This window comes from Nonomuraea sp. NPDC003560, from assembly GCF_042878785.1.
GTDB lineage: Bacteria > Actinomycetota > Actinomycetes > Streptosporangiales > Streptosporangiaceae > Nonomuraea.
The window spans coordinates 326,857-346,208 of the sequence record NZ_JBIAOF010000002.1 but is presented as its reverse complement, the minus strand read 5'-3'; the positions used below and the strand labels follow the sequence as shown (position 1 = coordinate 346,208).

Annotated in this window: 7 protein-coding genes; 2 read left to right on the top strand and 5 right to left on the bottom strand. The window is 72.4% G+C overall.

What is annotated here, in order from left to right:
• Positions 1–59: 59 nt before the first annotated feature.
• Together ACFYUV_RS06910 and ACFYUV_RS06905 are read left to right on the top strand one after the other, a co-directional pair.
• A complete protein-coding gene (locus ACFYUV_RS06910) occupies positions 60–932 on the top strand; it encodes an oxidoreductase (RefSeq protein WP_387665855.1) in 873 nt (290 codons plus the stop codon).
• Between the two features lie 534 nt (positions 933–1,466).
• Complete coding sequence (locus tag ACFYUV_RS06905) at positions 1,467–4,817, top strand: S8 family serine peptidase (protein WP_387665852.1); 3,351 nt, start codon at positions 1,467–1,469, stop codon at positions 4,815–4,817.
• 68 nt (positions 4,818–4,885) lie between these two features.
• On the opposite strand, the gene ACFYUV_RS06900 is transcribed toward ACFYUV_RS06905, so the two are convergent.
• The 5 genes from ACFYUV_RS06900 to ACFYUV_RS06880 are packed head-to-tail and all read right to left on the bottom strand — an operon-like array spanning position 4,886 to position 19,349.
• Positions 4,886–10,237, bottom strand: coding sequence for an amino acid adenylation domain-containing protein (locus tag ACFYUV_RS06900; RefSeq protein WP_387665850.1), 5,352 nt, complete (start codon positions 10,235–10,237; stop codon positions 4,886–4,888).
• The gene (locus ACFYUV_RS06895; protein WP_387665847.1) at positions 10,234–10,404 is read right to left on the bottom strand and encodes an MbtH family protein; all 171 of its coding nucleotides are present in this window, start codon (positions 10,402–10,404) and stop codon (positions 10,234–10,236) included. The genes ACFYUV_RS06900 and ACFYUV_RS06895 overlap by 4 nt, the downstream gene beginning before the upstream one ends.
• Complete coding sequence (locus ACFYUV_RS06890; RefSeq protein WP_387665844.1) at positions 10,401–16,799, bottom strand: amino acid adenylation domain-containing protein; 6,399 nt, start codon at positions 16,797–16,799, stop codon at positions 10,401–10,403. The genes ACFYUV_RS06895 and ACFYUV_RS06890 overlap by 4 nt, the downstream gene beginning before the upstream one ends.
• Positions 16,789–18,378 carry a condensation domain-containing protein gene (locus ACFYUV_RS06885; RefSeq protein WP_387665841.1) on the bottom strand — a complete coding sequence of 530 codons (1,590 nt, stop codon included), beginning with the start codon at positions 18,376–18,378 and terminating at the stop codon, positions 16,789–16,791. Before ACFYUV_RS06885 ends, ACFYUV_RS06890 begins: the two co-directional genes overlap by 11 nt.
• Entirely contained in the window at positions 18,375–19,349 is a 975-nt protein-coding gene (locus ACFYUV_RS06880) for a hypothetical protein (RefSeq protein WP_387665838.1), read from the bottom strand. Before ACFYUV_RS06880 ends, ACFYUV_RS06885 begins: the two co-directional genes overlap by 4 nt.
• Positions 19,350–19,352: the final 3 nt, after the last annotated feature.

The following is a 19,352-nucleotide window of genomic DNA, read 5'->3' as shown; positions in this document are numbered from 1 at the left end:
CGTAAGCCATCGATCTTGAACACCGCGCGACACGATCACGGAAAGACCGCCGTCACCTCATGACCATGCACATCCCCGACCAGACCGGCCGGACCGTCATCATCACCGGCGGCAGCAGCGGCATCGGCAAGGCCGCCGCCGCCGCACTGGCCGCCAAGGGCGCACGGGTCATCCTCGCCGTGCGCGACCAGACCCGCGGCCGCGCGGCCGCCGCCGAGATGGGCGGCCTCACCGAGTCACGCCCGCTCGACCTCGGGTCGCTGGCCTCCGTACGTGAGTTCGCCCGCACGGTGAACGGCCCCGTCGACTATCTGATCAACAACGCCGGCACCATGACCAACACCCTGCAGCACACCACCGACGGCTTCGAGAGCCAGCTCGGCGTCAACCATCTCGGACACTTCGCCTTGACGAATCTGCTCCTGAGCCGGATCGCCAGGCGGGTGATCACCGTGTCCTCCACCAATTACCGCAACGCCCACATCAACTTCGAGGACCTGCAGTGGCAACGACGGCCCTACCGGCCGTTCGGCGCCTACGGACAGACCAAACTGGCCAACCTGCTGTTCACCCGAGAACTGCAGCGCCGCCTGAACAGAGCCGGCTCACCGATCCTGGCCACGGCAGCGCATCCCGGCTGGGCGGCCACCGGATTCACCATGACCACCGGCCGGCCGATCCTTGACCACGCCCTCGCACTGGGAACGCGGCTACTGGCCCAAAGCCCCGAAGGCGGGGCCCGGCCGACCCTTCTGGCCACCATCGGCGACGTCCCCGGCGCCAGCTTCTCCGGCCCCAGCCGGTTCGGGGTACGCGGCCCCGCCGCCCTCGAAGAACTGTCCGGCGAAGCACTCGACGACGCCGCCGCGCAAAGGCTCTGGGAGGTCTCCGAACACCTCACACATGTCAAGTTTCCCCTGCCCACCGCCTAAGCAGTAGATCGCGCCCCGGCAGCCCCGCTCACGACCGCCTGCCCCGGGGGCCATTGCCGGGTGCAACGAAGCGGCTGACCAAGGCGGCTTCCCCGCCGACGACCCCCGCGGCGCCGGCTTTACGACCGGCGCTTCTCTTTGTCCGTCGGCGGCACCTTGCCCGCCGCCGTTGCTTGAGGACGGGCATGCGCAGGGCTTCCTGGAGAGACTTGCAGGAAATTTCTGGAAGCATTCAGGCGTCTTCAGCGCCCTGCTTGAGCGAAATATCCTGTTTTAAGCGCATACGTCCCGTCCGTCATCCCTGGCTATGCCGACCCTCCATACGGTTGGAGATCGCTGGGCTCTATATTCGATCTCGTCAGCGTCGAAATTTGCTGAAACCTTCCAAGCATCTCCCTGGTACTAGGAGAATCGATGCGTAGATCGTTAGCCGCGCTGCTCAGCCTTGCGCTTGCCGTAGCGCCGACCCCGGCGGTCGCCGCCGCCGCTCCACCACCTGCACTCCAAGCAGGGCCGAACTCCCAACGCATTACGTTGATCACCGGAGACGTCGTCACGGTGGCCGACGGTCGTGACGGCCTGCAGTTGCTGGCCTTCGAGCCGGGCTCCGGCCGCGAGGGGATCGGCTACCGAGTCACCAAGGGCCGCGACGGCGCCCTGTCGGTCGTCCCGGGTGACGCCCTCGACCTGCTCGCCAACGGGCGACTGGACCCGCGTCTGTTCGACCTTGACCGCCTGATCGACGATCACTATGGCGACGACAAGAGCAAGGCGTTGGCCGTACTCGTGCAGGGCCCCAAGGGGCGCTCGACCGCCGGAGCCCAGCAGGTGATGAAGGACGCCAGGCTCCGAAAGTCGCTGCCACGGCTCGGGATGAGCTCCTTCGCCGTGGACAAGACGAAGACCACCGCACAGTGGAAGGCGCTGGTGGGCGGCAAGCGCTCACCGCGCGCCTTCGTCGGTGAGGTGGGCAAGCTGTGGCTGGACGGCCGGGTCAAGGCCACGCTGACCGAGAGTGTGCCGCAGATCGGCGCTCCGCAGGTCTGGCAGTCGGGTCACACCGGTGAGGGTGTGAAGGTGGCGGTGCTCGACACCGGCTACGACACCGACCATCCGGATCTGGCGGGCAAGGTGATCGACTCGCAGGACTTCACCGGCCAGGGCGTGGAAGACGTGGCCGGACACGGCACGCACGTCGCCGCCACGATCGCCGGGACCGGGGCGACCACGAGCGGGGCGGGCAAGGGCGTGGCGCCAGGGGCCGACCTGGTCGTCGGCAAGGTGCTCGGCAACGACGGCTCCGGCGTCGAATCCGACATCATCGCGGGGATGGAGTGGGCCACGACGACCGCCGGCGCGAAGGTCGTCAACATGAGCCTCGGCGGGCCGGACACCGCGGGTGTCGACCCGATGGAGCAGGCGGTGAACGACCTGTCCGCGCAGACGGGCGCGTTGTTCGTCATCTCCGCGGGCAACGAGGGGCCTCGCTCGCAGACCATCGGCTCTCCTGGCTCGGCGGACGCCGCGATCACCGTGGGGGCGGTCGACAAGCAGAACGTGCTGGCCGATTTCTCCAGCAGCGGGCCGCGCGTGGGGGACCTCGCCGTCAAGCCCGACATCACCGCGCCGGGAGTGGACATCGTCGCCGCGAAAGCGGGCGGTGGCCTGCGCTCGGCGTCGGGGACGTCGATGGCGGCGCCGCACGTGGCCGGCTCGGCGGCGCTCTTGGCGGAGTTGCACCCGGATTGGCCGGCTACCCGGCTGAAGGCGGCTCTGACCAGCAGCGCCGTTCCCACCCCTGGGCTGACCGCCTTCCAGCAGGGCACCGGCCGGGTTGATGTGAACGCCGCAGCGACAGCAACAGTGATCGCTGAGGGAGCCCCGGTCTTCGGTCCGGTGTCCTCGATCGTGAACGCACCGGTCACGCGTACCGTCAGCTATCGCAACCTCAGCAGCACGCCTGTCACCCTGACCCTGGAGGTGAGTGCGGCCGGGGCTCCGGCCGGCCTGTTCACGGTGAGCGCGACCAACGTGACCGTTCCCGCCAGCGGGACCGCGGACGTCACCGTGACCGTCGACGGCCACGGCCAGCCGGTCGGCTCCTATTCCGGGCAGCTCACGGCCACCACCGGCAGCGAGGTCATTCGCACGGCCATCGGCGCCTACGTCCAGCCCGAGCAGCACACGCTGAACCTCGTCGTCAAGGACCGCCTGGGCGCACCCGCGAACACCACGGTGTGGGTCTTCTCCCGCCAGTCGGACACCGAGACGCCGGTCGCGATCGCCAACGGCAGTGGCACGATCGACCTGCCGGCAGGCTCCTACTACCTCGGCGCTCTCATCAAGACCGACGACACGTGGACGATGGCGGTCGTGCCCGCGAACATGTCGCAGGACCGGACGATCACCCTCGACTCGCAGCAGGCCAAGAAGGCCACGGTCACGGTGGGCGAGCCGACCGCCCGGCAGATCCTGCGCGAGACGTACGTGAACTTCCACTACGGCGTCGAGGACGGGCTCTACACCGGGTTCAGTATGGCGGATTACGTCCTCCCGGTCAGCGACCAAGGCATCACCTACACCGCCATCGCCTACTTCGACAAGGAAGGTTCCTCGGCGACCAGTCCCAGCCCGTACTTCTACCGCATCGTCGACCAGCGCAGCGGAGTGCCCAGCGAGCCGACCTTCCAGGGAACGCCGGCCAACCTGACGAAGGTCGACGTCACCTACCGCGGCACGGCGTCGTACGCGAGCTTGCTCGTCCAGCCCGAGTTCGACACGGGACTCAGCTCTCCGGCGGCCCTGATCTACTCGCCGGTCAAGATGCCGTCCGTGGTGACCGAGTACCGGACGCCGGGACGCTGGCGCGGCCTGCTCCGGTTCGACGGAAAGCAGGTCCTCTCCGATCCCCGGGAGTTCGGCTCCGGCCTGGACAACACGGAGACGTGGAACGGCGCGGTCATCGGGCCCGCCCTCCCCGCGAAGAATGGCTATTGGAGTGGTACGGCTTGGCGTGACAACAACGAGATGGTGTTCAACTACATCAAGCTCCACTCCGACTCCGAAGCCGGTCACAGCGGCGAGAACGCCAACATCGAGGGATCGATGCGGCTGTTCCGCGACGGCCAGCAGATCTGGTCCAACTTCGTGAAGCCGCGTACCTGGCTCGTCCCGGTGACGGTTCCGGAGGCCGGCTCGCAGTACAAGCTCACGGCTTCGGCCACCAACAGAAATGACGCCACGTCCACCCAGATCGATACGGAATGGACCTTCAGCTCCGATGCCACGGCGAACGGGCCGCTCCCGCTGATGGTGGTGCGGTACCGGCCGGACGGACTGGACGAGTTGAACCGCGCGGCGGCCGGAACGGTGACCCCCGTGGTCACAAGCGTCCAGCGGGAGCCGGGCCAGGCCGTCACGTCCCTGACCTCCTGCCTGATCGAGTCCTCCGTCGACGATGGCTCCACCTGGACGACGGTGGCCCAAGGGTCGACGTGCGGAACCCCGCAGATCACCAACCCGGCCGGCCCCGGCTACGTGTCCCTGCGCGCGACGCTGGCCGATCAGGCGGGCAACACCGCCAAGCAGACGATCATCCGGGCGTACCAGGTGAAGGAGGCGCCGGGGTCGACGCGCATCCGCGTGCAGAAGGACGCGGGGGCGGGCAACAGGATCACGATCCGCGGCAACGTCAGCCCGCTCACCTGGTCTGCCGGTCGTGACTGCGTGAAGGTCTCGACCGCTGTGTGGGACTGCTGGGTGCCGGGCATCCCGGCCGGCCAGGCGTTCGAGTACAAGCCGTTGATCAACGACTCTGTGTGGTCGATCGGGAGCAACTACCACGGTGTGGGAGGAACCACCCAGGAGATCACGCCCACCTTCTGACCGAGACCGGACCGGGCTTCCCGCGGGACGGGAAGCCCGGTCTTCTCAGCGTCGAGTGTCCCCACGCGTCAGGTTCGGCGGCGTGCCGCGACGGTCTCGTAGCCGATCAGGTCGTCGGGCACCGCGTCGGGGACGATCTCGTCGAATCTCGCCAGCACCCGGACCCGCATGGCGGCCAGCGCGATGACGGCGATCGCGGCGGCGAAGCAGACGTACATGAAGCCGATGCCGCGTCCGGCGCCGACGCCGATGACGGCGCCAACGGTGCCCGCAAGCGGTCCGCCTGGGGCCAGCAGCGGTTCGAACAGCGCCGCGCCGTACGGTGCCACCAGACCGAAGCCGATCGGGAGCGTGGACCAGGCGACCAGGGTGTTGAGCGCGATGACCCGGCCGTGGTACCGCTGCGGCACCTTGACCTGAATGATCGTGGTGTAGACCCCGTTGACGAGCGTGAGGCACAGCGACATGCCGAACGCGCCCACGGCGATCGTCTGCACGTTCCCCTGCAGCCCGGTGACCAGGCAGGCGAGCGACAGGGCGAGGGTGGCGAGCAGCACGCCGCGCAGCCGCCGCCGGCGAGGGCCGCCCCACACGGCCATCGCCAGGCCGCCCGCGAGCGTGCCGAGGCCCCCGGCGAACGACACCTGCGCCACGTCCGGCAGACCCGCGAACGCCAGCACCAGCGGCGAGATCATCAGGAAGAGCGGCGAGAGGAAGACGTTCAGCACCGCAAAGAAGCCGAGCATGCCGCGGAAACCCCGGTTGCCCCAGGAGTAACGCAGCCCATTCAGCATCTCGGTGACGATCGGTTCCCTGCGCGTGGCGGCCATCGTCCGGGGGAAACGCGTCACGATCACCGCGGCGATCGCCACGACGTAGCTCGCCACGTCGATGGCGAGGATGCCCTCGACGCCGATGGCGGCCATCAGCCCGGCCGCGACGAGGGGCACGACAAGCTGCGCCGAGCCCGTCGCCATCTGCACGACGCCGTTGGCGTGACCGAGGAAGCGTTTGGGCACGAGCTGCGGTATCGCCGACGTGTACGCCAGACGCTGGAACGTCAGGGCGACCGACAGGCAGGCCAGCAGCGGGTAGACGTGCCAGGTCGTCAGTCCCCCGGTCCAGAGCAGTGCACCGAAGATGAGCTGGGTGGACATCGCCGCCGCGTCGGCGGCGAGCAGCACCCTGCGCCGGTCGAAGCGGTCCACCACGGCCCCGGCGAGCGGCGCGATCAGGATGCCCGGCACGAGTCCGAGCACCGCGAGGAGCGCGAAGCTCACCAGGGATCCCGTCGTGGTGTAGATCCAGATGGGGATCGCGAACTCGGTCAGCGCAGCGCCGATCATCGACACGAGCTGACCTGCCGCGATGACGCCGAAGCGACGCATGCTCGGCCTCGGTCCGCGCTGCTCGGGCGGCGGGTCGGCCGCCGCGGACGCGCCCTGCAGCCACCAGGTGGAGGTCTCGGTGCGGCCGAGCCGGTCGGGCTCGCCCTCGGCAAGGGCGACGTGCGTCCGGGTGACGATCTCGGCGAGTTCGGCGGCGCGGTAGCGCAGGAAGAAGTGACCCGCCTCGTCCAGCACGGCCACGGCCGTAGTGGCACTCAGCAGGTGCCATTCGCGGAAGCGTTCCTGGTAGAACTCGGTCGCCGGGTCGCGCTCGCCCACGACCGAGATGATGGGGGCGCGTAGCGGCCGTCCGTCATGTTCGAACAGCCGGGTGAAGTAGCGCTCCGCCTCCCGGGTGCCCTTTCTGCGGTTGTCGATGACCAGTTTGAGCTGGTCGCGTCCCAGCTCGTCCACCTCCAGCCCGGCCGCCCGCAGCGCGTTGGCCCACAGCTGGTCGCTGCGCAGGCGTTCCAGCGCCTCGGTGACCCCCGTCCACCGGGTTCTCGCGAAGGGGAAGATGCCGCCCAGGTAGACGGCGTCCACCTCGCGTCCGGCCGCCTCCAGCCGGCGGGCGATCTCGACCGTCAGCATGACGCCGAGCCCGCAGTGGCCGTACAGGACGAGCGGGCCCGCCACCTTCGCCAGGATCTCCTCGGCACACGCGGCCGCGACCTCGTCGAGCGGCCTGGACTCCTCCCCCAGCTCGTGGCCGGGGACCGCGATCGAGTACAGGGCCCAGCCGGCGGGCAGCGCGTCGGCCAGCGGCTTGTAGATGACGGCGCTGCCGCCGCCGTACGGGGCGCACACGATGGTCCCGGTCGTCTGCCGGGCGGGGGTGAGCCGGTGCAGCAGCGCGCGTGGCCCGTCCTCGCCGCGTTCCAGGAGCCCGGCCAGTTCGCGGACGGTGGGATGACGGAACAGGTCCATGATGGTGACCAGCCGATCCGGGGCGACGGCGCGCAGCCGGGCGACGACCTGCATCGCGAGCAGGGAGTGCCCGCCGAGGTCGAAGAAGTCGTCGAGCGCGCCGACCTCGTCCACGCCGAGCACGGCCGACCAGACGGCGGCCACCGCCTGCTCCGTCGGCGTGGCGGCCGGTTCCCACTCGGTCTCGCGGTCGAGGCCGGGCTCGGGCAGCGCGTCCCGGTCGACCTTGCCGTGCGCCTTCAGCGGCAGGGTGTCCAGCCAGACGTACCGGCTGGGGATCATGTAGTCGGGCAGCAGCGCCCGCAGGGCCTCGCGGAGGTCCGCCGCGCCGGGCCGGAGACCGGCCTCCGGTCCGGCCAGGTAGGCGACGAGCCGGTCCGACCGGAGTTCCGTCACCGCCTGGGAGACGCCCGGCAGCGTGGTGAGCACCGACTCGATCTCGCCGAGCTCGACCCGGTAGCCGCGGATCTTCACCTGGTGGTCGGTCCTGCCGAGGAACTGCAGGTTTCCGTCGGGCAGCCAGCGGCCGAGGTCGCCGGTGCGGTACAGCCGCGCCCCCGGCGGGCCGTACGGGTCGGGGACGAACCGATCGGCGGTCAGGCCGGGCCTGCCGAGGTATCCGCGGGCCAGCCGGTCGCCGCCCAGGTGGATCTCGCCGGGGACGCCCACGCCGACGGGACGCAGGTGCTCGTCCAGGACGCGTACGACCGCCCCGGGCAGCGGCCTGCCGATCGGCAGGGTCGCGCCGCCATGGGCGCCGGCCGGGTCGACGGCAAAGGTGGTCATGCCCACGGTGGCCTCGGTGGGACCGTAGTGGTTGACGACCGCGCACCGTCCGGCCGCCACCACCTCGTCCGCGAGCGCCTGACCGGCCGCCTCTCCCCCGAGGATCAGCAGCCGCTTGGGCAGCAGCTCCGCAGCGGGTGCGTCGGCCAGCAGCGCCGCCAGGTGCGACGGGGTGATCTTCATGTAGTCCGGGCCGATGCCGGCGAGCCTCCTGGCCAGTTCGGGGGCCGAGGTGCGGGCGGGCACCAGGTGCAACGTCCCGCCCGTCGCCAGTGACAGGTAGAACACCGTCACGCCGAAGTCGAAGGCCAGCGACTGGAGCAGCACGAACACGCCCCCGGGCACGACGCCCAGCCGCTCGCGGACGCCGAGGAGGTAGGTGACGGCCTCGCGGTGCTGGACCGCGACCCCCTTGGGGGTGCCGGTGGTCCCGGAGGTGTAGATCACGTACGCGAGGTCCCCGGGCCGCACGTCCGCGTCCACCGGACCGTCCTCCTCGCCATCGGTGTCGTCCAGGGTGAACGTGGGCAGGCCGGGAGGCAGCCGGTCCCGCGTCTCCTCGGTGACGACGGCGGCCAGGGCGCCCGAGTCGGACACGGCGTGGGAGAGACGGGCGGCCGGGTGCTCGGGATCGAGCGGCACGTACGCGCCGCCCGCCTTGAGCACGCCGAGGACGGCGACCGCCACGTCGGCCGACTGCTCCATGCACACCGCCACCCGCGTGTCCCTGCCGACGCCGCGCCGTCGCAGGAACCGGGCCAGCCGGTTGGCCCTGCGGTCCAGCTCGGCGTACGTGAGGGTGACGTCTCCGCAGGCCACCGCCGTGGCGGACGGGTGGCCGCCGGTCAGCTCGTGGAGCAGCCGCCGCTCGGGCCGTGGGAGGGAGGGCGCGGTGCCGAACGCCAGCACCTCCGCCCGTTCGGCGGCGTCGAGCAGGTTCAGCTCGGAGATCCGGGTGGACGGCTCGGCGGCGACGGCACCGAGCAGGGTCACGAACCGGGCGGCCAGGCGCTCCATCGTCTCGGGCAGGAAGAGCGCCGTGTTGTAGACGATGTGGCCGTCCAGCCCGTCGCCGGTCTGCCGCAGGTAGAGGGTGAGGTCGAAGCGTGTGGTGGCGGCGTCCACGCGGTACTCGGCCATGCGCAGCCCGGTCTCCCACCGGGCGGGGGCCTGGAAGTTCTGCAGGGCGAACATGGCCTGGAACACCGGCGAGCGGCTGACGTCACGCTTCAGGTTCAGTTCGCCGACGAGCCGGTCGAAGGGCAACCCCTGGTGGGCGAAGTCGTCGAGCGTGGCGTCGCGCACCCGGTCGAGCAACTCGGTGAAGGGCGGGTCTCCGCTGAGGTCCGCCCGCATGGCCAGCGTGTTCACGAAGACGCCCACGGTGCGTTCCAGCTCCGGCGTCTCCCGGCCGCTGACGGGCGAGCCGACCGCGAAGTCCCGCTGGCCGGAGTGGCGGAACAGCAGCACCTGGAAGGCGGCCAGCAGGGTCATGTACAGGGACGCCCCTCGGCCGCGTGCCAGGTCGGCGACGCGTCCGGCTGTCTCCTGCCCGACCTTGAAGCGCAGCCCGGCGCCGGCGAACGTCTGCTCGGCCGGCCTGGGCCAGTCGGTGGGCAGGTCGAGTGCCGGCACGCCGGACAGCCGCCGCGTCCAGTACGCCGGCTCCTGCTGCCTTTCTTCCTGGGCCCGCTGCCAGAGGGCGTAGTCGCCGTACTGCACCGGGGGCTCCTCCAGCGGGGACGGCTCACCGGCCCGGAAGGCGTCGTGCAGGGTGAGCGCCTCGCTGAGCACCAGGTCGTACGACCAGCCGTCGATGACCGCGTGGTGGGCGGTCAGCAGCAGCACGTGCTCCTCCGGGCCGAGCCGGACGAGCAGGGCGCGCAGGAGCGGCCCCGACGCCAGGTCGAACGGCCGGGCGAGCTGGGCGGCGCACAGCTCCGCCGCGCCTGCCTCGTCGGACTCGGCGACGGTGAACTCCACCGCGGGCTCGTCCTCGATCACGACCGCGGGCCGCCCCTCGCCGTCGGTGACGAAGCGCGTGCGCAGGCTCTCGTGGCGGGCCGCGACCTCCCGCAGCGCTCGGGCCAGCGCCTCGGCGTCGAGGTCGCCGGAGAGCCTGGTGCCGAGCGGCACGGTGTAGGCGGCGGTCCCCGGCGCGTACTGCTCCATGAACCACAGGCGTTCCTGGGCGTGCGACAGCGGCGGCGTCCGGCCCTCAGGGCGCCTCGGGACGGACAAGGAGGCGGCGCGGCGGCGCAGCAGCCCGGACAGCACCGCCTGCTTGGCCGGGGACAGCCCGTCGTCGAGTGTGGTCATCGGGCGCTCAGCGGACGCATGTCCGTCCAGACCTGGTCGATGTGGGCCAGGCAGTCCTCCCTGCGGCCGGTGAAACCGGTCCGCCGCCAGCCCTCGGGGACCGTCCGGTCGCCGGGCCAGAGGGAGTACTGCTCCTCGTCGTTGATCACTACGTGGTACGTCGTCACTGATCCTCGTCTTTCTGGTCGAGCAGGCGCAGCGCCTCCTCGTCGGACAGCCCGGCGAGCGAGTCGAGGAGCAGTGCCTCGACCGCGCCGGCGAACTCCGCCACCGTGCGCCGGGTGAACAGCGTCCGGATCGGCACCTCGACGCCGATCACCGCCCTGAGCCTGGCCGCGATGCGGACGGCGAGCAGCGAGTGCCCGCCGAGGTGGAAGAAGTCGTCATACGCTCCGACGGCGGCGACGCCGAGCAGGTCCGCCCAGACCTTGGCGACCAGCGCCTCGGCGTCGGTGCGCGGCGCGACGAAGGAACGTTCCCTGGCGGGCTCGGGATCTGGCAGCGCCGCGCGGTCGACCTTGCCGTTCCCGGTGAGCGGAAGCCGGTCCAGGAGCACCCAAGCCCCCGGCACCAGGTGCGCGGGGAGCCGTTCTTCCGCGTGGCGGCGCAGTTCCTCCGCTGTGGCCCGGCCCACCACGTACGCGACCAGCAGGTCGCCGCGGGCGGCGACGGCGGCCTGCCCCACATCCGGATGGGCGAGCAGGCACGCCTCGACCTCGCCCGGTTCGATCCGGTAGCCGCGCACCTTGACCTGGGAGTCGAGCCGTCCGAGGAACTCCAGGGTGCCGTCGCGCCGCCACCTGGCCCGGTCGCCGGTGCGGTAGAGCCTTCCGCCGCCCGGTGCGAACGGGTCGGGCGTGAACGACGCCGCCGTCGTCGCGGGACGTCCCGCGTAGCCGCGCGCCACCCCCGCGCCACCTACGCACAGCTCGCCGGGGGCGCCCGGCGGCACCGGTTCGCCGCCCTCGCCGAGCAGCCACACCGTGGTCTCCCCCACCGGCCGGCCGATCGCCGGGCGCAGGCCGTCGTCCATCAGGTCGGCGGACGTGGCGATGACCGTCGCCTCGGTCGGGCCGTAGGTGTTGACCAGCCGGACGCCGGGGAAGCGGCGCTTCCACCGCGACACCGCGGGGGCGTCCGCCTGCTCCCCGCCGAGGATGACCAGGCGGAGCGACGGCGGCCAGTCCACCTCGTCCACGACGTCGACCAGGTGGTGCCAGTAGGCCGTGGGCAGGTCGAGCACGGTGACGTCCCTGCCCTCGGGGGAGGCGAGCAGGTCGGGCAGGGCGGCGCCGCCGTCCGGCAGGAGGAGCAGCGTGGCTCCCGAGACCAGCGTCGGGTACACCTCTTCGACGTGGGCGTCGAAGCCGAGCGAGGCGAACTGCACGACGACGTCGCCGGGTCCCAGCTCGTACGCGGCGGCCATCCAGCGGATGCGAGCCGCCAGCGCGGCGTGCTCGACCACCACGCCCTTGGGGAGGCCGGTCGAGCCGGAGGTGTAGATGACGTACGCGGCATCATGCGGGCGCGGCTCCGGCTGCACGAGCGCTTGCCCGGTCAGGGTCCGCAGGTCGCCAGGGGTGAGCACGGCCGTGGCGCCGCTGTCGGAGACCAGCCGCTCCCGCCTGGGGGCGGGGTCGGCGGGGTCGAGCGGCAGGTAGGCGGCGCCGGCCCGGAGCACGCCGAGCAGCGCGACGACGGCGTCCATGCCACGCGGCAGCGCCACTCCGACGACGTGCCCGCGGCCGACGCCGCTCCGGTGAAGGGTGGCGGCCAGCGCGTCGGCCCGCGTCACAAGCTGTCGGTAGGACAGCAGGTCGCCGCCGCACCGCAGGGCGACGGCGTCAGGAGTGTGCTCGGCGCTCCGGGCGACGAGCGCGGGCACCAGCCCTGCGGCGAGGACGGGTGCGGGACCGGCGGTGACGGGTGCGGGGCCTGTGGCCAGGGCGCGCAGCTCGGCGTCGTCGGCGGGCGTCAGCAGGGGCAGCGAGCTCATCCGGCGGCCGGGGTCGGCGACGATCCCCTGGCAGAGGGTGTGGAACCGCTCGGCCAGCCGCTCCACCGTCGTCGCGTCGAACAGATCGGCGTCGTAGGTGAGGACGAGCGACAGACCGCCGGGCTCGCGCCACACGTCGAGCGCCAGGTCGAGCTTGGCCTGGGCGTGGCCGTCCTCGAACAACTCCGCCTCCAGGCCGCCGAAGCGGGCGCCGGGCGCGTGCGGGCCGGTGTCCTGGCTGTGCAGGATCATCATCGTCTGGAACAGCGGTGTCCGGCCGAGGTCGCGCCCGATGCCGATCTCGTCGACGAGCAGCTCGTACGGCACCTCCCGGCCGGCCAGGTCCTCCATGACGGTCCGCCGGGCGGCGGCCAGGAGGTCGCGGAACGACGGGTCGCCCCGCAGGTCGGCGCGCAGGGCGACGGTGTGGGTGAGGTTGCCGAACACCGGCTCCAGCTCGACCCGGTCCCGTCCGGCGGTCACCGAGCCCACCACGACGTCGTCCTGACCGCAATGCCGCGCCAGCAGCACCTGGTACGCGATCAGCAGGACCATGAACAGGGTGGCGTCGTGCTCCCTTGCCACCCGTTCCAGCCCGGCCACCGTCTCCTCCGGCAGGTGGGCACGGACGCGGCCCCCACGCCGCATGCCGGCGGACGTCCGGGGCCGGTCGGTGGGCAGGTCGAGCACCGGCGGGTCGGCGAGCCTGCGCCGCCAGTACGCCAACGGCGCCGACAGGTCCCTGCCGCGCTGCCAGGCGGCCACGTCCCCGTGCTGCAGGACGGGCTCGGTGAGCTGGCGGCCCGCGTACAGCCCGGCCAGGTCGTCCATGAGGACGTTGAGCGACCAGCCGTCGCCCAGGATGTGGTGGACCACCCAGCACAGGACGTGGTCGTCGTCGGCGAGCCGGACGAGGGTGAGGCGGTGCGGCGGCGCGGCGGCCAGGTCGAACGGCGCGTTGACGCGGGCGGCCACAAGCCGGCGGGCCTCGTCCTCGTCACGGGCGGCGAGATCCTCCCACTCGTCCTTGTCGCGGGCGGCGAGGTCCGCCCATTCGTCCTCGTCGGAGGCGACGAGGTCCTCCCATTCCGGTCCCGCCGATGGGTGGACGACGGCGATCGGCACGCCGTCCGCCTCGGGGAAGCTGGTGCGCAGCGACTCGTGCCGCGCGCGGGCCCCCGCGACCGCGCGGGCGAGCGCCGCCCGATCGAGCGGCCCCCGCAACCGCCGGACCAGGTACATGTTGGCGGAGCCGTCGTCGGGATTGAGCCGCTGCAGGAACCAGAGCCGCTCCTGGGCTGCCGACAGCGGCGGCGGTGTGCCCGGCGGGCGCGGGACGACCCGTACGTCGCCTCCCGGCCGAGCCGCGGTGCCGTCCCCGGTGTCGAGCTCCGCGGCGAGCGCCGCGACCGTGGGGTGGTCGAACAGAGCCCGTACCGCCACCTCGGTCCCGAGCGCACGCGTGAGGCGGGCGGCGGCGCGGGAGGCGAGCAGCGAGTGGCCGCCCAAGTCGAAGAAGCCGTCGTCGGCGCCCACGGCGTCGAGGCCGAGCACCTCGGCGAAGACCTCCGCCACCAGGCGCTCGGCCGGCGTCGCGGGCGGCCGGTCACCGCGTACGACGTCCGGGTCGGGCAGCGCGGCCCGGTCCACCTTGCCGTTGGGGGTGAGCGGCAGCGCGGGCACCGGCACGAACGCGGCGGGCACCATGGACGCCGGCAGCATCGCACGGGCGTGCGCGGCCAGCGCCCGCGGAATCGCCTCGCCATGCCCCTCCGGTGCGGAGGACTCGCCGGAGCTGTCCGGCCCGGAGAGGGCGCCTGGCCTGTCCTGCCCCGAGAGCGCGCCGGACCCTTCCGGCGCGAAGGGTGTGCCGGAGCTGTCCGGAGGTGAGGGGGCGCTCGTGGGCACGACGTAGGCGACGAGCCGGTCGCCGCGCACCACGACCGCGGCCTGCGCGACCGAGGGGTGCTCCATCAGCCGCGCCTCCACCTCGCCCGGCTCGATGCGGTGGCCGCGCAGCTTCACCTGCTCGTCGGTCCTGCCCAGGCATTCGACCTCGTCACCGCGCCACCTGGCCAGATCGCCCGTGCGGTACATACGGGTGCCCGGCGGCCCGTAGGGGTCAGGGAGGAAGCGCTCGGCCGTGAGCCCCGGCCGGCCGGGGTATCCGCGGGCCAGGCCGTCACCGGCGATGAACAGTTCGCCGGTCGAGCCGTCGGGCACCGGCTCCAGCCGGCGGTCCAGCACGTACAGGCGGGTGTTGGCGATGGGACGGCCGACGCGGACGCCGCCGGTGACGCCGGCCGGCACCTCCCAGCAGGACGACCAGATGGTGGTCTCGGTGGGTCCGTACACGTTCCAGAGTCGCACGACGCGGGGGCGCAGTTCGGCGGCGAGCGGCGCCGGCAGCGCCTCCCCGCCCGTGAGCGCGACGGCGCCGGGCCGGTGGAAACCGGCGTCGAGCAGCATGCGCCATCCTGACGGCGTGGCCTGCAGATGAGTGACGCCGGAGGCCGCGGCCAGGGCCGCGAGCCGGGAGCCGTCGCGGATGTCCTCGTCGGAGGCGATCACGACGGTACCGCCGGTGATCAGCGGCAGGTACAGTTCCAGGGCCGAGATGTCGAACGACAGCGACGTGGAGGCCAGCCACACGTCGTCCGGGCCGGCTTCGAGCTGGTCGCGGAACGACAGCAGCAGGTTCGCCAGGGCTCCGTGGCTGATGGCGACGCCCTTGGGCCTGCCGGTGGAGCCGGAGGTGTAGATCACGTACGCGAGGTCGGAGGCGACAGCCGGTTCGCCGGGCTCGTCTTCCGGCTCCTCCCCGTACGGCTCGTCGAGGAGCAGCGACGGCAGTTCGCCCGGCAGGCGCGTGCTCAGGCCACGCTGCGTGAGCAGCAGCTGCGCGCCCGAGTCGGCCAGCACGTACGCCAGCCGCTCGGCAGGGTGTCCAGGGTCGAGCGGGAGGTAGGCGGCCCCGGCCCGGACCACCGCGAGGAGCCCGGTGAGCAGATCGATCGAGCGCGGCGCGCAGATCGCGACGAGTGTGCCCCGCCCGGCGCCGGCGGCGCGCAGCCGCCGGGCCAGCGCGCGGCTGCGGGCGTCGAGTTCGGCGTAGGTGACCCGCTCGTCCCCGCAGATCGCCGCGACCGCGCCGGGCTTGCCTCCGAGCAGGTCGGCGAGCGTGACGCCGGGGTAGGACGTCTCGGGACCGCCCGCCCTGGCGAGGATCGCCGCCCGCTCTCCGGGGGCGAGCAGGTCGAGCCGCGCCAGCGGGGTGTCGGGATGGGCGACGACCTGGCCGAGCAGCGCCTCGAACCGGACCGCCACGCGTTCGACGGTGCCGTGGTCGAACAGCCCGGCGTCGTAGACGAACCTCGCGGTCAGCCCGCCCGCCGACGGATGGACCTCCAGGGAGAGATCGGCCTGGGCGTGGGCCGTGTCCACGGTGAACGGTTCGGCCACGAGACCATGGAGGGCCGGCCGGACGGTGTTCTCGTGGTGCAGGCCGAACTGGGCGCGCAGCAGCGGGTTCCGGCCTCCGTGGCGGCCGGGGGCGACTTCCTCGGCCACGCGGGAGAACGGCACGTCCCGCCGGGACAGCGCTCCCAGCACGGCGCTCCTGGTACGGGTGAGAAGCTCGGCGAAGGACGGGTCACCGGTCAGATCGCCCCTGAGGACGACGGTGTTGATGAGCGGGCCGACGACCTCCTCCAGCTCCGGCCGGTCCCGCGTGGAAACGGCCGAGCCGACGCAGACGTCGTCCTGGCCGGTCTGCCGGGCCAGCAAGAGCTGGTAGGCGGCGAGCAACGCCATGAAGGGGGTGCATCGTCGGCTTCTGGCCAGCTCGGCGACACCGCGACTGAGCCCGGCGGGCAAGCACAGCACGACCGTGCCCGCACCGGACGCGGCGGACCCGCCGGACGCACGGGACGCGCCATCGCGGCGAGGGCGGTCGGTCGGCAGGTCCAGGACCGGGGCCCCCTTCAGCCGTTCGCGCCAGTAGGCGAGCGCGGCCACGTCCACGGCGCGTGCGCGCTCGTCCGCGGCGTGCAGGGCGTGGCCGCGCGGGGGCGGGAGGTCGGCGGGCACGCCGGTGACGAACTCCGTGTAGAGCGACGCCAGCTCCGAGGTGAGCAGTCCGATCGACCAGCCGTCGGCCGCGATGTGGTGCACGGCCAGGTGCAGCACGTGGTCGCGCTCCCCGAGCCGGATCAGCGCGGCCCGCAGGACCGGTCCCTCGGCCACGTCGAACGGCGTCCGGGTGCGCTCGGCCACAGCGTCGGCCGCCCGGCGCTCCCGCTCGCCCTCGGGGTGGGAGGTGAGGTCGAGGCGGTCCAGCGGGGGGATCGGTCCCGGCACCGCGACCGGTTCACCGTCGCGGGCCGGGTAGCGCGTACGCAGCGTCTCGTGTCGCGACACCAGCGCGGCCAGGGCCCGTTCCAGCGCGTCCGCGTCGAGTTGGCCGCGAAGCCTTTCGGAGATGAACAGGTTCGAGGAGGAGTCGGCGGGGTCGTACCGCTGCAGGAACCACAACCGTTCCTGAACGTAGGAGACGTCAGCCCGCATGGCGCACCGCGAGCGGAGGAAGGACATGACCGGGGCGGTCGGCGGCGGCGCGGGCGCACCGGAGGAAGGCGTCGGCCAGTTCGGCCGCGGTCTCGGGGTCATAGCCGTGGTGGTTGTAGACGACAGCGCAGTGCATGGAGCCGTCCCGCTGCTCCTCGACGATGAGCTCGGGGGCGCTCAGGTCCAGCCCGCCGGGGTTGGCCGACCATTCCAGCGCCTCCTGCTCGCGCGGGAACGGGAACGGCTCGGACGCCAGGCCGGGGAAGTGCGGCGCGCCGAAGCTCTCGTAGTGGATGCGCGACGGGAACGGCACGCGCAGCCGGGCGTCCTGGTACGCGTGGAGCTGGTGGGCCACGGCGCCCACGGCGACGTCCCGCACCCGGTCGAGCAGCTCGGCGTAGCCGGGGCGGCCGGAGACGTCGAAGCGCAGGATCAGCGACTGCACCAGGCAGCCGACCAGGGTCTCGTGCTCGGGCAGCGTCCTGCCTGGCACGGGCGACATCACGACGATGTCAGTACGGCCGGTCCACTCGGCCAGCAGCCACGTCCAGCAGGCGGCGACCGCCATGAACGTGGTGGCGCCGCGCTCGCGCGCGATCTCGGCCAGCCGGTCGCGCAGCGCGGGCTCGACCTCGAAGGCGTGCCGGCGCCGGGAGAACCGGCTCGTCTCCCTGCGCCCCGGGAACGGGCTCAGGTCCGTGGGAGCGCCCTCCAGCACCCGATCCCAGTACGACTGGTTGACCGGCCACTGCTCGCGGGCGAAGCGGCAGTAGTCGGTGTAGGTGATCGGCAGGGGCCGCAGCGGGTCGGGGTGTCCCGTGGACAGCGCGGAGTAGAGGAGGGCGAGCTCCCTCAGCAGCACGCCGAAGGAGAACCCGTCGAACGCGAAGTGGTGCACGGCCAGGACGAGGACGTGGTCGTCCGCGTCGTCGTCCTGGCCGATGTGGACGACGAGGGCTCGCACCAGCGGGCCGGCGATGACGTCGTCGAGGCGCATGCGCTCGTGCCACACGATGCGGACGGCCTCGGCCTCGTCCGCCGCCCGTGCCTCGGCGACCTGCGGCGGAAGGTCGGCGACGATCTCCACCGTCCCGTCGGGCCGGACCACGGTGCGCAGCGCCTCGTGGCGGGCCACGAGCGCGTTCAGCGCACGGGTGAGCAGCGGCACGTCCAGTTCGTCCCTGATCCTGATCGCGGTGCAGCAGGAGCCGATGTCGCGTACGTCCTGGGAGCCGTGCAGCCGGGGCTCGAACATCCAGTACAGGAAGTCCTCCTGCTGGGTGCTGAGCGGGACGGCCGACGGCGGGGCCTGCGGCAGCGGGGTGAGGGGTGCGTCACCGGCCCGCGCGCCGTCGATCCAGCGGGCCTGCCCGGCGAGTTCGGGCCGGTCGAAGGCGAGCGCGGCGGTGGCGGCCACGCCGAACCGCTCGCCGACCAGCGCGGCGAGCCTGGTGGCGCGGAAGGAGTCGCCGCCCAGGGCGAAGAAGTTGTCCTCAGGGGAGACACGCGAGAGGCGCAACACCTCGCGCCAGATCGCCCCGAGCGCGTCGAGCGTTGGCGGCGCGGCCGCTGCGGTCATCGCTTCCTCCAGTCGAGCAGGCTGGGGCCGTCGGCCTCCAGATCGCGCCGGGTCCTGCGGATCAGCTCCGCGCACTCCCCCAGCCCAGGCGCGGACATCAGCAGGTCGTAGGTGTCGGGGAACGTCCACAGCAGGTCTTCCAGCAGGTAGCGCCAGTAGGCGGGGCGCAGTTCGGGGTGGTCGCGCAGGATCCGCTTGTGGTGCCAGGTGTGGTGGAAGAGCCCGGCGTGCGGGGGGCCGTCCCACCGTTCCGCCTCGACGATCCAGAACCTGCCGGTCACGGGGCGCAGGTCGATGCCGAGCGCCCGCGCCACCGCCGGGGCGAGGCGCTGCTCGGCGAACGTCTGCCGGACGAGCGGGTCTACCTCCGACGGGGCGGCGTTGCCCGTCATGAACTCCATCGACGCGGCCGCGTACGCGGCCCGGTGCTCGTCGTTCAGGAACACCGAGATCGCCATGTTCGCGGCGGGGGTGTCGAAGACCCAGCGCGACAGGTCGGCGCCGCCCTGGTTGGGCACCTCGGCGACCGGCGGGTAGACGGCGTTGCCGGTCGACTCCCAGTGGGCGAAGACGAAGCCGCCGCGGTCCAGCCCTTCGATGGGACTGCGCAGGTAGAGATCGGTGTCGATGACGGCGAACGGGGCCCGGCGGAGCGTCGCCAGATGGCTCTTGCCCGCGGCGAAGTAGAACAGCGGGTCGATGTCGAGCTCGTCCAGGGCGTCGAGGGCGGTGTCGACGCGGTCGTAGAGCACGTCCAGGCCCTGCTCGGCGGCGTACTTGGCGCCCAGTGTGTCGGTCACCAGCTCGACCCCGCCGTGGAAGGCCCGCCACGACCGGATCCCGTGCACGCAGGTGAGGATCTCCTCGACGGGCATCGCGTAGGGCCCGTTCTCCAGCGCCCTGTCGCGGTGCCTGCGCAGCCCCGCCCGGTGGGGGCCCGTCCAGGCGACGTGCGCCGCGGTCAACGCCATCGG

What these genes read in the sequence shown, in the direction of transcription:
- ACFYUV_RS06890 (WP_387665844.1), bottom strand. Translation starts at nt 16,799, where the DNA reads ATGCGGGCTGACGTCTCCTACGTTCAGGAACGGTTGTGGTTCCTGCAG.
- ACFYUV_RS06900 (WP_387665850.1), bottom strand. Translation starts at nt 10,237, where the DNA reads ATGACCACACTCGACGACGGGCTGTCCCCGGCCAAGCAGGCGGTGCTG.
- ACFYUV_RS06880 (WP_387665838.1), bottom strand. Translation starts at nt 19,349, where the DNA reads ATGGCGTTGACCGCGGCGCACGTCGCCTGGACGGGCCCCCACCGGGCG.
- ACFYUV_RS06910 (WP_387665855.1), top strand. Translation starts at nt 60, where the DNA reads ATGACCATGCACATCCCCGACCAGACCGGCCGGACCGTCATCATCACC.
- ACFYUV_RS06885 (WP_387665841.1), bottom strand. Translation starts at nt 18,378, where the DNA reads ATGACCGCAGCGGCCGCGCCGCCAACGCTCGACGCGCTCGGGGCGATC.